Below are 12,628 nucleotides of genomic sequence, written 5' to 3' on the forward strand. Positions count from 1 at the left end.
CCCTTTCCTTCACTTGATCAATGCGTGGTCTGGGTGTCATGGCCCAGACTGGTGTAAAGCGCCTTGAGCGCGGCCATGTCACGGCTGTGTTGCCGCTCCATCTTGAGCAATGGGTTGTGAGCCAACCAAGGCGCAGTCCTGCGCAAGTTGCCCAGCAACCCCTGGCCTGCGTCGGCCAGCAGAAGTCGCTTGATGTGATCCAGCCAGGTGATGACGGTCTGATCGTCCTCGACCCAGTACATCCTTCGGGGCGCGCATTCCCAAGGGCGTGTTGCTGGTCGGCCCACCGGGCACCGGCAAGACATTGCTGGCCAAGGCTGTTGCCGGCGAGGCGGCGGTGCCCTTCTTCTCCATCTCCGGATCAGAGTTTGTCGAGATGTTCGTCGGCGTGGGTGCAGCGCGCGTGCGCGACCTGTTCGAGCAGGCGCGCGGGCAGGCGCCGGCCATCATCTTCATCGACGAGCTCGATGCGCTGGGCCGCGCGCGCGGCGTCGGCGGCCCCATCGGCGGCCATGACGAGCGCGAGCAGACCCTCAACCAGCTGCTCACGGAGATGGACGGCTTCGACAGCTCGGTCGGGTTGATCATCCTCGCCGCCACCAACCGCCCCGAAATCCTCGACCAGGCGCTGCTGCGCGCCGGTCGCTTCGACCGTCAGGTGCTGGTGGACCGGCCCGACAAGAAGGGACGGCTGGACATCCTGAAAGTCCACGTCAAGAAGGTGACGCTGGCTCAGGATGTAGACCTCGAACAGGTGGCCGCGCTGACCACGGGCTTTTCGGGTGCAGACCTCGCGAACCTGGTCAACGAGGCCGCGCTGGCCGCGACCCGGCGCAAAGCATCCGCCGTGGAGTTGCAGGATTTCACCGCCGCCATCGAGCGCATCGTGGCGGGCCTGGAGAAGAAGAACCGAGTGCTCAATCCCAAGGAGCGGGAAACCGTGGCCTATCACGAGATGGGGCATGCGCTGGTGGCGCTGGCGCTGCCCGGCACCGACCCCGTGCACAAGATCTCGATCATCCCGCGCGGCATCGGCGCGCTGGGCTACACCTTGCAGCGCCCCACCGAAGACCGCTTCCTGATGACGCGTACCGATCTCGAGCACAAGATCGCCGTACTGCTGGGCGGGCGTGCCGCCGAAAAGCTGGTGTTCGGCGAGTTGTCTACCGGGGCGGCGGACGATCTGGCGCGAGCCACCGACATCGCCCGCGACATGATCACCCGCTTTGGCATGGACGAAGGACTGGGCTACATCGCCTTCGAGGCGCAGCGGCCACGCTTTCTCGATACACCGGAACTGGCCCAAGGCGGCTGCCGGGTGGCCGAATCGACCCAGGCGCGCATCGATCAGGCTATCCGCGACATCGTGATGGGCGTGTTCGAGCGCGCCTACCGGATTCTCGACATCAACCGCGCGGTGCTGGAGCGCTGTGCGCGCGAGCTGCTGGCGCGGGAAACGCTCGACGAAAGCGATATCCGTCAATTGACTCAAGGACTTGTTCGGAACTGAAAACAGTAGTAGGTGCCATTCAGAGTAAACCGGCGGCTCTGTTCGGTGCGTCATCCAATTCGTCGGCATTGTTCAAGGAGAACCGATATGTCTGCATTGACTCCGTGGGACCCCTTCCGGGAACTGGATGAATTGCAAAACCGCCTGGCGACGATGTTCGGACGAATACCCCAGCGACAGGGCGCCCGTACCGGCAACGAAGCCATGACCACGGCGGACTGGGCACCAATGGCGGACATCAGCGAGGATGAGAACGCATTCCTCCTCAAGCTGGATCTGCCGGAGGTCCCCAAGGATGCCGTGCGCGTCAGCGCGGAAAACGGTGTGCTCACCATCAGCGGCGAGCGCAAACTGGAAAAAGAGGAGCAGGGCAAGAAGTTCCACCGCATCGAACGTGCGTATGGCCGCTTTGTGCGCAGCTTTGTCTTGCCTGACAACGTTGATCCGACCAAGGTGACGGCTTCCATGAAAGACGGCGTGCTGGAAGTGCGGCTTGTCAAGGCCGAGCAAGCCAAACCGAAACAGATTGAAATCTCAGTCAACTAACTTTAATTAGGAGCCCAAGATCATGAATATCAAACAGCCCCAATCAACCTTCTCCGCACTAGCCCTGGCGGTCGTCGTCGGACTGAGCGGACCGGCTCAGGCCCAATCGGCGGCAGGTTCTAGCCCAGGTGCTGCAGCACCCTCTGCCGCATCCAAGGCGGCGCAGCCACAGGTAGATGACAAGGCCGCCCGGGAAGCCGAAAAAAAGCGTGCTGAGCTCACTCAGGACGCCATCACGGCGCTCACCAAGACCCAGGAGGCTTTGACCCTCCTTGATGCAAAGAAGACCAAGGAGGCGCTCGCTGCGCTGGAACTGGCCAGCGGAAAGCTGGAACTGGTATTGGCACGCGACGCCAAACTTGCTTTGGCGCCGGTCGATGTACGCGTCATCACCCACGATATCCACGCCAACGTGGAATCGGTGAAGAAAGCGGTCAAGTTGTCTCGGGAGTTGTTGGGTGATGGCGAGGTGCAAAAGGCCCGGCCCATCGTCGCCAATCTGGCCAGCGAAATCGTGATCGAAACCGACAACCTGCCGATGGCAACGTACCCGGCTGCGATCAAGTCGGCCGCACGGCTCATCGACAGCGGCAAGATCGACAACGCCAAAGCGGAACTCGCCCGAGCACTGAACACGCTGGTGGTGACCTCGGTCGCCTTTCCTCTGCCCATGCTACGGGCTGAAGCCGCGATAGCAAAAGCTGAAAAGCTGGCCGAGACCGACAAGCGCGATGCCAAGCAGAACGAGGAGCTCAGCACCTTGCTGTCGTCCGTGCGCACGGAGATCGAGATGGCGCAGGTCCTGGGTTATGGCAAGAAGGCGGATTTCAAACCCATCTTCGATCAGGTGAAGTCCATTGAGCAAAAGTCGGCTGGTGGCAAAAGCGGCAAGGGATGGTTCGACGAGTTGAAGACGCGCCTCCAAAAGCTGTTTTGAGGTGATGAAGGGGCCGACTGTTCGGGGTCCTTCGTCATTTCGTGTGGAACACAACACTCACAATGACTCCTGGTCGTCGAGCCCGGTGGGCATGTGTGCAGGCCGCTGGTCGGCCTGTGCACATGTCCACCGGGCGGGTTTGAGCAGGAGGATGAGTCCATGGGCATTGCCGTAGAAGCTCTGTTCACCAGCGCGCTGGGCTTGCAGCCGCCGTGGGTCGTCGATGACGTCAGGCTCGACACCGCCAAGCGGCGTATCGACTTCGAGATCGGCTGCCACACCAGCAGGATCGCCTGCCCGGCATGCGGTGCGGCCACGCAACCGGTGCACGACCGGCTGCGCCGATCCTGGCGGCACCTGGACTTCTTCCAGTTCGAGGCCTGGCTGCACTGCGACGTGCCGCGCGTGGCCTGCGGTGCCTGCGGCAAGACCACGCAGGTGGCCGTGCCCTGGGCGCGTCCGGGCTCGGGCTTCACCGCGGCGTTCGAAGCGCTGGCGCTGACCTTGTGCCTGGACCTGCCGGTGCGCCAGGCCGCCGAGTTGCTGCGCTGCAAGGACAAGCGGCTGTGGCGGCGCATCGAGTTCTACGTCGAGCAGGCGCGTGCGCTGGAAGACTTCTCCGGCGTGCGCACGGTGGGCATCGACGAGACCAGCCTGCGGCGCGGGCAGCACTACATCACCGTCGTGCACGACCTGGATCGCAAGCGGCTGCTGTTCGCCACCGAGGGGCGCGAGCACCGCACGGTGGTGGAGTTCGCCGAGGATCTGAAGGCCCATGGCGGCGATCCCGCCCAGGTGCGGCACGTGTGCATGGACATGAGCGCGGCCTACGCCAAGGGCGTGGCGCTGGCGCTGCCCGAGGCGCAGATCAGCTACGACCGCTTTCACGTCGTCTCGATGGCCATCGAGGCGATGGACCAGGTGCGCCGCGCGGAGATGGCCACCGACGCGCAGGCGGTGCGAGCCGCGCTGGGCACTGGCCAGCGTAAGACGCTCAGGCAGCTGCTGTGGGGCATGCGGCGCAACCCCAGCAGCTGGAGCGCCCGCCAGATCCAGGCGATGCACTGGCTGCAGCGCTCGACGCTCAAAAGCGCGCGGGCGTGGCGGCTGAAGATGGCGCTGCGCGAGGTGTACGCGCGGGCCACAGCGCACAACAGCATCGAACAGGCCGCATCCGACCTCAGGGCCTGGCTGAGCTGGGCGCGGCGCTGTCGGCTCGAGCCGTTCAAGAAGCTGGCCGCCACGCTCAAGGAGCGGTTCGACGCGGTGGTGCGCGGCATGGTCGATCACCGCAGCAACGCCTTCGTCGAGGCGATGAACGGGCTGCTGCAGCAGGCCAAGCGCGCCGCGCGCGGCTTCAGGACGAGCCAGAACTTCATCGCCATCGCCTACCTGCGCATGTCCAAGCTCAAGCACCTGCCGGCCAGCCCGTTCGCGCCGGCGATGCCCCAGTGACAGTGTTGCTTTCCACACGAAACGACATGGAGCCCTGTTCGGTCGGTCAGTCTCGCGATGTTCGCAGTCAGCCCCAATAGATTCGCCTATTTTCACTAACTCATACGAGGCATATCACCATGAATGAGCAAACATCGAATCCCAATGCGACGAACAAAGAAATAAACGAACAGGCCGCGGTAAGCAGCCTTCCTGTCAGTCCAGAGGCCAAGCCTGAAGTCGTCACGGAGGTACAGCCTGAGGTTCAGAAGGAAACGGACTCGCAGGCGGCAGACAAACGTAAACAAGTCCTCGATGAGGCCGTCTCGGCCTTGGCGCTGACCAAATCAGCGCTGGCCGCACTTGACGGCAAGGACACTGCACGCGCAGTGGCAATGCTGGCCGAAGTGACGGGAAAGCTGGAGCTGATCGTCGCGCGCGAACCCACGCTCGCCCTGGCCCCCGTTGATGTGCGCACCATCGTGCACGACTTGTTCGCCAACACGGAAACCATTGAGGCGATGATCGACGAGGCGCTGGATGCCCTCAAACATGGCGAGGTGCAACAGGCACGTCACGTGCTGGCTTTGCTGGCCAGTGAAATCGTGATCGTGGTCACCAACATCCCTCTGGCGTCCTATCCCGCAGCCGTGAAGGCAGTCGTGCCGCTGATCGATCAGGGCAAGATCGAAGAAGCCAAAGCCGCGCTGCAGTCAGCGCTCAGCACGCTGGTCGAGGAGCGCAGCGTGCTTCCGCTGCCCGTCCTGCGTGCGAAGCTGCTCCTGAAGCGCGCCGAGCCCTTGGTAGAAGATGGTCAGCGGAGCGAAGCGTCCAATGAGCGCCTGGCGACATTATTGAACGAAGCGCGGCAGCAGTTGGAAATGGCAGAACTGCTGGGCTATGGAAAGAAGAAGGACTTTGAGCCCCTGTATGCTGAACTCAAGAAAGTCAAGCAAAAGACGGCTGGGGGAGGCGGCGGAAAAGGCTGGCTCGATGAAGTCAAGGCAAAACTGTCCAAGTTGTTCTGAAACCCCTGGAGAGGGGGCGCATAGCGCCCCCTCTCTTGTCCCATGAGTGTTTGATTTTTCATTTCGTATAGATCTTTAGGAGATATTGCATGAACACAGACACCATCGCCAATTCCAATGCGGATGACCCCACCAAAGCACTGTGTTCGCTGAGCCAGAATTGGTGGCTTTTTGCGCTGCGCGGTGTCTTGGCATTGATTTTCGCAGCCCTTGCGTTCTGGATGCCACAATCGGCTCTGTTGGCCATGACCATCATGTTCGGCGCATTTTCCTTGGTCAATGGCGCTTTCAACTTGGTTGCAGCGGTGCGCCATATCCAGAAAAAAGAGCGCTGGGGCTGGCTGCTGTTCAGCGGCATTGTCGGCATACTTACGGGCGTCGTCGTCCTGGTTGCTCCTTGGGTCGCCACGATAGTCTTGGCTTCTTTTTTATGGGCTAGCGTGGGCTTCTGGGCGATTTTCACCGGTGTGCTGGAGATATCCGCCGCCGTTCGGCTGCGTCAAGAAATCAAGGGTGAAATCTGGCTTGCCTTCAGTGGACTGCTCTCGATTGTCCTTGGCGCTATCGTCTTGTGGATATTTTTTTCCCGTCCGGTCGAGTCATTCCTGGCCGCAGGCTGGCTGTTGGGCTTCTATGCGGCAGTCTATGGTGTCACGCTTTTGTTCTTGAGTTGGCGTCTTCGCAAAACGCGCCAGGGATAAGAGCAGGTCAAACTAAATTCTATGGACATGAGCATTTTCGGTTCGTGCCTCCATAGGAATGACATCGCCTGAGTTAAGCCGACTTGCGAAGTGTAGCCGGCACCGTGGCAAGCTTAACCTGCCACGGCGCCGGTGTAACGAAGCAAGTTCGGCTTGAACGAATTGTTAGGGTGCGCATTCGCGTGAGTTTCAGAGCCTCCGGAGCCGAAACGCTGGGGCGCAGGCCCGCGGTCTTTCAGCCCGTATCAAGCCCGCAAGCCGCCGAGCGAAGCGAGAAGAACGCACGCGGTCCCACGCGGCGACGGTTCGGGTAACTCCGAAGGCGGATCAACAAGTCTGATTGCTGGGCGCAACACGAGACAAGTCGAACGCCGCTCTTGATCTTGCGAACGAACAGAACGGACGTTGCGAAGTTTCAGTGACAGAGAACCGATCAAACTCTCTCGCGCAGCCTAACAAAGGAGTCATGCATGCAGATTCAATATAGCTATCGAGCTATCGACAAAGAGTTTCATGAACCTTGGCAGAGAGCTTTGGGAAATGTGATCGAGCGCGACCTCAGGCCATTGCTCGACAAACACACTAAAGATTCAGTGCGACTTCAAATCGTCCTTGATCGCGACAAGACCAAGCGGCAATTTCTGGCCAGTGGCTATATGCACCTGCCCGGCAAAAAGATTGTCAGCGTCACTGCATCACATGACGAGCTGACGCCCCTCGCGCAGATGCTCGCACAGTCGTTGTTCCGTCAGGCCAAGAAGCATTTTGACCGACTGCGTGCTCAGGATCAAATCAAGCGCAAAGCACGACGCGAGCGCTTGCGCGAGCTCAAGGTGCGGATTGCCGCAAAACCCGCGTCAGCCGCCCATGAGGCCGAGGTGACCCGAATGCCTCTACTGTCGAAACTTGAGGCTGTCGCAAGGCGTGAGCTGGCTTATCTGCGGGCCGTCGGCGATTTACCGCGCGATTATCCGACGCTGCGCGACGTGGTGGATGAAGCGATTGTCCGAGCTGAGGTGGAATGGCAATCCGTGCCGGAAGAAAAAGCGGCTTACACCGGTCTTCTGAAGCATCTGTTCGCCGTCCTGGATCACGAAGTGGCAAGCAGCCGGCAATTTGGCGAATTCGTTTCTCTGGACGCGCCGGTCGAAGCGGATGCCCAGGACGTCGCCGAGGCCATGGTGGAAGAGGAAGTCTTCGAATTTTATCAGCCCGATGACACACTCAGGCTGGCCGATATCATCGCTGACAGTCAGCATCCCGATGCCGCAACGATCGCGGAACAGGAGGAGCTAGTTGATCGGTCGAGCGAGTTCGCTTTTGCATTCGACCTGCTGAAGGACATGCCGCGTTTGTGGCGGCGCATTTTTCTGCTTATCCGTGTGGACGGGCTGGATGCCAGTAGCGTCTCTGAAATCCTGCTGATTCCTGGTAAGGAAGATGCTGTCCGAAGGTGGCTCATGCAGGCCGAAGCGTTCATCGCTGCTCATCTGGAAGAGGCCGGAGTAAGCAAAAACGGGAACGATTGGCTCCAAGGCGTTGATTGGTCGGCATTGTCTGTGACCCGAAGCGAGGCAGCCTCACCGTGGTCCAAGGAGGCGAACCATGAAGAATGATCTTCACCTCGTCTGTCCGCATTGCCAGTCCATCAACCGCGTACCGACTGCGAAGCTATCGGAACATCCCAACTGCGGCCGCTGCCAGCAGCCCTTGTTCACGGGCGAACCCATCGAGTTGACCACGGCGACGTTCTCGCGCCACGTGGAGCGCAGCGACCTGCCGCTGCTGGTCGATTTCTGGGCACCTTGGTGCGGGCCGTGCAAGATGATGGCCCCGCAGTTCCAGCAAGCGGCGCGCCAGCTCGAACCCAGGGTCAGGCTGGCCAAGGTCAATACCGAGGCAGAACCCCACCTGGCCGCGCAGTTCGGCATCCGCAGCATTCCGACGCTCGCCCTGTTCCAGGGTGGGCGGGAGATCGGGCGTCAGGCCGGCGCCTTGGGCGCGCAGGACATCGTGCGCTGGGCATCTGCACAGGTGGGGCGCTGACCGATGCAGGACTTGCTCGGCGCCACCCTGATCCTGCTGCCGGCATGCAGCCTCGCGGCGGTGGCGACGGCGGCGTTCAGAGTACCCACCTTGCTGGGTTACCTCGCCGTCGGCGCCTTACTGGGCCCCTCAGTCACCGGCGTGATCGCGCCGGGAGAAGCGCTTGATTTTCTGTCCGAGCTGGGCGTGGCGCTGCTGCTGTTCATGGTCGGACTGGAATTCTCCCTCGGGCACTTTTGGCTCACTCGCAAGACCGTACTGGTGGCTGGCAGTTTGCAGATGATCGCTGTCGCCACGCCACTGACCTTGATGTTGATGTGGCTGGGACAGCCAGTTCAGAGCGCTGCGTTGCTCGGCACTGCGGCGGCCATGTCGTCCACGGCGCTGGTCAGCCGGCAGCTGGCCGACCAAGGCGAGCTCACCACCCGCCACGGCCGCAGCGCCATCGCCGTGCTGGTCTTTCAGGATCTGGCCAGCGTGCCCCTGCTGGCCTTGCTGGCGATCTGGGCGCGCGGCGAGTCGCCGAAGATCGAGAGCGTGCTGCTCGAAGTATTCGGTGTGCTGCTGCTGTTCGCGGCAGCGGCCCTCGCCTCGCGCCGTCTGTTGCATGGCCTGCTGGGCTGGGTGGCGCGGCGGGGCCACGAGGAATCGTTCGTGCTCGTCTCCTTGTGCGTGGTGGTGGCTGCCGCCGCCGCTGCGCACGCGGTCGGCGTATCCGCCGCCTTAGGGGCCTTCCTCGCCGGGATGGTGCTGGGCGAGAGCGACTTCCGGCACCACATGGAAAACCACCTCAAACCGTTTCGCGATGTGTTGTCGGGGGTGTTCTTCGTGACTGTCGGCCTGCAACTGGACGGAGCACAGATTCTTTCGGCACCGCTGACGGTGTTGGCGTGGCTGGCAGTGCTGGTGCCGGTCAAGATCGGGCTCAACACCCTGGCCTTGCGGGCGACGCGCCTGTCCGCCCTCGATGCCTGGCGCACGGGCATAGCGTTGGGGCATGGCGGCGAGTTCGCCCTGCTGTTGTTGGGCATGGTCTTGCAGCAGCATCTGATTCCCGCGACCGTCGTACAACCCATGCTGGTCGCGCTGGTGCTCAGCATGGCCTTGGCACCGCTGCTGATCCGCCATCACGATGTACTTGCCCGGTTCTTGAGCCGCACCGGCGGCGTCATTCAGCCACCCCAGGCTGAAGAAGTCGAGATCGCCGCGCAGACGGCGCGATTTCGAGACCACGTCATCGTTTGCGGCGCGGGCGAGCTTGGCCTGACCGTCAGTGAGATTCTTCGCCACGCCGGCGTGGCGCATCTGCTGCTGGAAGCAGACGAGCAGAAGGTAGAGGCCGCGCGTGCCGCCGGCGCGCCGGTGTTCCATGGCGATGCGAGTCGGCCCGATACCCTGCTGGCTGCCGGGTTGGCGCAAGCGCGTCTGGTGGTGCTCACGTTCGACCATGCCCAGCAAGTGCTGCGCATCGCCCAGGCGATTGCCGAGCGCCGTCCGGCGCTGACCTTGTGGGTGTCATGCAGAAGTACGACCGCGGCCGATGCATTTCGCGCCATGCCCAACGTGCGTGTGTACCAGCAATCCTTTGCCGCAGGTCTTGGGCTGGCGGAACAGGTGATGTCGACGCTTGGCATGTCGACCGAGCTGATTGAAGGACACATCAGCGCAATGCGCCGCCGTCTCGACAGCGGCAATGTCGCAGGGAGTCCATCTGCATGAAGTCAACAGGCCGCAATCCATTTCAGGTCTTCCGTGACCAATGGGCCATCATGAGTTTATACGAGCGCTTCGAGCAGGTCGTTGCCATCACGCTTTCGGGCGTCATCGCGGTGGTCATTGTGATCTCGCTGATCCAGTTGATTCGGCTCGTCTTCACGCTGCTCGTCATGGATGCGCTGAATTCACTGGATCATAAGGTTTTCCAGCTGGTGTTCGGTGCCACCATGACGCTGCTGATCGCCATGGAATTCAAGCATTCGATCGTCAAAGTGGCTCTGCGCAAGGAAAGCATCATCCAGGTCAAGACCATCATTCTGATCGCGATCCTGGCACTGGCCCGCAAGTTCATCATCCTCGAACCCGACGTTGATCCTGCCAAAGTGGCCGCGCTGGCGGGGACGGTACTGGCCTTGGGTCTGACCTATTGGCTCATGCGTGAACGCGATGACCGCAAGAGCGAGTAATGGAGGCATGACCCCCTATGGTCTAGTCGGCCGACACGATGCCAGGTCGAGGCACCGCTGGCTCAATCGCTTTCAAACCGCGCTGCTGGTTTTGACCCTGGTGGGGATCGCGGCTGCCGCTGGCAGTCTGCTGTTCGGCGAGATTGGCCTTTGGCTGGCACTGGCAACATGCGCATTGACCCTGCTGATCGAACCTGTCGCCGCCTCCGCGATGACCTTGCGTCTGTATGGCGCCCGTCCCTTGCGCCCTGATGAAGCCCCCGCAATCTGGTCGTTGCTGCGAGCGCTCGCAGCTCGCGCAGGATTGCCGAACACGCCGGTTCCGTACTATGTGCCCAGCGACATCGTCAATGCCTTTGCCACCGGCTCCAGGCGCCTTGCCTCCATTGCCCTCACCGATGGCCTGCTCCGCAGCCTGAGTATGCGCGAACTGCAAGCCGTGCTGGCGCATGAAGTCGCGCACATCGCTCAAGAAGATCTTCGTGTCATGGGCTTGGCCGATTCGATCAGCCGGCTCACGAACCTGCTGGCGTTGTTGGGTCAGGTCGCGCTCCTGATCAGCATTCCAGTCTTGCTGGTCGGTGCAGCAGAAATTAACTGGATTGGCTTACTGTTGTTGGCCGCTTCGCCGCAACTGGCACTGCTCGCACAGTTGGGTCTGTCACGTGTGCGAGAGTTCGATGCCGACCGGATGGCAGTAGAGCTGACGGGAGATCCGCACGGGCTCGCCTCGGCGCTGGCGAAGATCGAGCGGGTGAGCCGCTCGTGGCGAGCCTGGTTGTTGCCCGGCTGGGGGAATCCCGAACCGTCCTGGTTGCGCACGCATCCGGCGACAGAGGATCGTATCGCGCGCCTGATGGCGTTGGCGCCTCAGCCATCGCAGGCCCTGCCGTTCCAAACGGAATATCTCGCGCCAAGGTCGTTCGCCCCGATGCGCCCGCCACGCCGGGGCCTGAGCGGCCTTTGGCGCTAAATCACTCGAAAGGAACCCCCGCCATGGCTTACCACGATCCTTACCCACAACGCCCAGCTCCGGATCATTTCGTCCGGCGGTGGCTCTTCATCACTGCGTGCGTTGCCGCACTCATGCTGTTCTGGCAGTTCCTGCCCGCCATCGAGGCCTGGTTCAGCCCGCGCCAAGCCGCTGAGCGCACCGTCACGCCGCGTGGCGATCTGGCCGCTGACGAACAGGCCACCATCGAACTGTTCGAGAAATCCCGGGCATCGGTGGTCTACATCACGACGTCCCAACTGGTACAAGATGTCTGGACGCGCAACGTCTTTTCCGTGCCGCGCGGGACGGGTTCGGGTTTCATCTGGGATGACGCCGGTCATGTCGTTACCAACTTCCACGTCATCCAGGGCGCGTCCGAAGCCACCGTCAAACTGGCCGACGGCCGCGACTACCAGGCCGCACTGGTGGGGACGAGCCCCGCGCACGACATCGCTGTGCTCAAGATCGGCGTCGGTTTCAAGCGCCCGCCGGCCGTGCCGGTCGGCACCAGTGCCGACCTCAAGGTGGGTCAGAAGGTGTTCGCTATCGGCAACCCCTTCGGCCTGGATTGGACACTCACCACCGGCATCGTGTCCGCGCTCGATCGATCGCTGCCCGGGGAATCTGGCGGAGTGACCATCGAACACCTGATTCAAACCGATGCCGCCATCAACCCCGGCAACTCGGGTGGACCGTTGCTCGATTCGGCCGGCCGCCTGATCGGCATCAACACAGCGATCTACAGCCCTTCCGGTGCATCGGCGGGGATCGGCTTCGCCGTGCCGGTGGACACGGTCATGCGTGTGGTGCCACAACTCATCAAGACCGGCAAATACATCCGTCCGGCGCTTGGGATCGAGGTAGACGAGCAGCTCAACCGCCGATTGCAGGCACTGACCAGTACCCAAGGCGTGTTTGTGCTCCGTGTCGCCCCTGGCTCAGCGGCGCAAAAGGCGGGGCTGAGCGGTATCACCGTTGGCCCCGAAGGCATCGTGCCGGGAGACCGTATCACAGGCATAGACGGCGCTCCCGTCGACGATGTCGCCAAACTGCTCGCACGGCTTGACGACCGAAAGGTAGGAGATGTTGTGGTCTTGTCAGTTGAGCGGGCCGGTAAACCACGGGAAGTGCGCGTGGAGTTGCAACCTGGCGCCTGATCTGGAGTTGAGGACTTCTGGGGATCGGCAAAGAATAACTGTTGATTTCCACCCAGAAGTGACCTGAATCGCCCCGGGTTTCGAGGAGGCCG

12 protein-coding genes and 1 pseudogene are annotated in these 12,628 nt (G+C 61.9%); 12 read left to right on the forward strand and 1 reads right to left on the reverse strand.

Translation table 11 applies throughout. The annotated features are described in order from the left end of the window. Positions 1 to 17: 17 nt before the first annotated feature. Positions 18 to 242: a hypothetical protein gene (locus TK49_RS24390; protein WP_045785182.1), complete on the reverse strand. Its 225-nt coding sequence runs from the start codon at positions 240 to 242 to the stop codon at positions 18 to 20. Positions 243 to 244: 2 nt separating this feature from the next. Between TK49_RS24390 and ftsH the strand changes: the two are divergent. The 12 genes and pseudogenes from ftsH to TK49_RS01860 form a co-directional block, all read left to right on the forward strand. Next, positions 245 to 1,538 (forward strand): annotated as a pseudogene (gene ftsH, locus TK49_RS01805) (ATP-dependent zinc metalloprotease FtsH); the annotation flags it as partial. Between the two features lie 59 nt (positions 1,539 to 1,597). Beyond that, positions 1,598 to 2,056 carry a small heat shock protein sHSP20-GI gene (gene hsp20-GI / locus TK49_RS01810; RefSeq protein WP_001275372.1) on the forward strand — a complete coding sequence of 153 codons (459 nt, stop codon included), beginning with the start codon at positions 1,598 to 1,600 and terminating at the stop codon, positions 2,054 to 2,056. A 22-nt stretch (positions 2,057 to 2,078) separates the two neighbouring features. Further along, complete coding sequence (gene yfdX1 / locus TK49_RS01815) at positions 2,079 to 2,993, forward strand: heat resistance protein YfdX1 (protein ID WP_045785183.1); 915 nt, start codon at positions 2,079 to 2,081, stop codon at positions 2,991 to 2,993. A 159-nt stretch (positions 2,994 to 3,152) separates the two neighbouring features. Further along, positions 3,153 to 4,448: an ISL3 family transposase gene (locus TK49_RS01820; protein ID WP_045218767.1), complete on the forward strand. Its 1,296-nt coding sequence runs from the start codon at positions 3,153 to 3,155 to the stop codon at positions 4,446 to 4,448. 119 nt (positions 4,449 to 4,567) lie between these two features. Continuing rightward, positions 4,568 to 5,455 (forward strand): heat resistance protein YfdX2, encoded by an 888-nt coding sequence (yfdX2, locus tag TK49_RS01825; RefSeq protein ID WP_045785184.1) that lies wholly within the window; start codon positions 4,568 to 4,570, stop codon positions 5,453 to 5,455. Positions 5,456 to 5,544: 89 nt separating this feature from the next. Then, positions 5,545 to 6,156 (forward strand): heat resistance membrane protein HdeD-GI, encoded by a 612-nt coding sequence (gene hdeD-GI / locus TK49_RS01830; protein WP_045785185.1) that lies wholly within the window; start codon positions 5,545 to 5,547, stop codon positions 6,154 to 6,156. Positions 6,157 to 6,626: 470 nt separating this feature from the next. Beyond that, complete coding sequence (locus TK49_RS01835) at positions 6,627 to 7,772, forward strand: hypothetical protein (RefSeq protein WP_045785186.1); 1,146 nt, start codon at positions 6,627 to 6,629, stop codon at positions 7,770 to 7,772. Beyond that, positions 7,762 to 8,202: a heat resistance system thioredoxin Trx-GI gene (gene trx-GI / locus TK49_RS01840; RefSeq protein ID WP_012761376.1), complete on the forward strand. Its 441-nt coding sequence runs from the start codon at positions 7,762 to 7,764 to the stop codon at positions 8,200 to 8,202. Before TK49_RS01835 ends, trx-GI begins: the two co-directional genes overlap by 11 nt. A 3-nt stretch (positions 8,203 to 8,205) precedes the next feature. Further along, the gene (gene kefB-GI / locus TK49_RS01845; protein WP_045785187.1) at positions 8,206 to 9,921 is read left to right on the forward strand and encodes a heat resistance system K+/H+ antiporter KefB-GI; all 1,716 of its coding nucleotides are present in this window, start codon (positions 8,206 to 8,208) and stop codon (positions 9,919 to 9,921) included. Then, positions 9,918 to 10,385, forward strand: coding sequence for a phosphate-starvation-inducible PsiE family protein (locus TK49_RS01850; protein ID WP_045785188.1), 468 nt, complete (start codon positions 9,918 to 9,920; stop codon positions 10,383 to 10,385). Before kefB-GI ends, TK49_RS01850 begins: the two co-directional genes overlap by 4 nt. A 7-nt stretch (positions 10,386 to 10,392) precedes the next feature. Next, entirely contained in the window at positions 10,393 to 11,358 is a 966-nt protein-coding gene (locus TK49_RS01855; protein ID WP_045785189.1) for a zinc metalloprotease HtpX, read from the forward strand. A gap of 23 nt (positions 11,359 to 11,381) precedes the next feature. Further along, the gene (locus TK49_RS01860; RefSeq protein ID WP_045785190.1) at positions 11,382 to 12,536 is read left to right on the forward strand and encodes a S1C family serine protease; all 1,155 of its coding nucleotides are present in this window, start codon (positions 11,382 to 11,384) and stop codon (positions 12,534 to 12,536) included. The last annotated feature ends 92 nt before the right edge of the window (positions 12,537 to 12,628 follow it).

This window comes from Ralstonia mannitolilytica (assembly GCF_000954135.1).
GTDB lineage: Bacteria > Pseudomonadota > Gammaproteobacteria > Burkholderiales > Burkholderiaceae > Ralstonia > Ralstonia mannitolilytica.

Coding starts and splice junctions, on each gene's coding strand:
- trx-GI (WP_012761376.1), top strand. CDS start 7,762: ATGAAGAATGATCTTCACCTCGTCTGTCCGCATTGCCAGTCCATCAAC.
- TK49_RS01860 (WP_045785190.1), top strand. CDS start 11,382: ATGGCTTACCACGATCCTTACCCACAACGCCCAGCTCCGGATCATTTC.
- yfdX2 (WP_045785184.1), top strand. CDS start 4,568: ATGAATGAGCAAACATCGAATCCCAATGCGACGAACAAAGAAATAAAC.
- hdeD-GI (WP_045785185.1), top strand. CDS start 5,545: ATGAACACAGACACCATCGCCAATTCCAATGCGGATGACCCCACCAAA.
- hsp20-GI (WP_001275372.1), top strand. CDS start 1,598: ATGTCTGCATTGACTCCGTGGGACCCCTTCCGGGAACTGGATGAATTG.
- TK49_RS24390 (WP_045785182.1), bottom strand. CDS start 242: ATGTACTGGGTCGAGGACGATCAGACCGTCATCACCTGGCTGGATCAC.
- TK49_RS01855 (WP_045785189.1), top strand. CDS start 10,393: ATGACCCCCTATGGTCTAGTCGGCCGACACGATGCCAGGTCGAGGCAC.
- TK49_RS01820 (WP_045218767.1), top strand. CDS start 3,153: ATGGGCATTGCCGTAGAAGCTCTGTTCACCAGCGCGCTGGGCTTGCAG.
- kefB-GI (WP_045785187.1), top strand. CDS start 8,206: ATGCAGGACTTGCTCGGCGCCACCCTGATCCTGCTGCCGGCATGCAGC.
- TK49_RS01850 (WP_045785188.1), top strand. CDS start 9,918: ATGAAGTCAACAGGCCGCAATCCATTTCAGGTCTTCCGTGACCAATGG.
- yfdX1 (WP_045785183.1), top strand. CDS start 2,079: ATGAATATCAAACAGCCCCAATCAACCTTCTCCGCACTAGCCCTGGCG.
- TK49_RS01835 (WP_045785186.1), top strand. CDS start 6,627: ATGCAGATTCAATATAGCTATCGAGCTATCGACAAAGAGTTTCATGAA.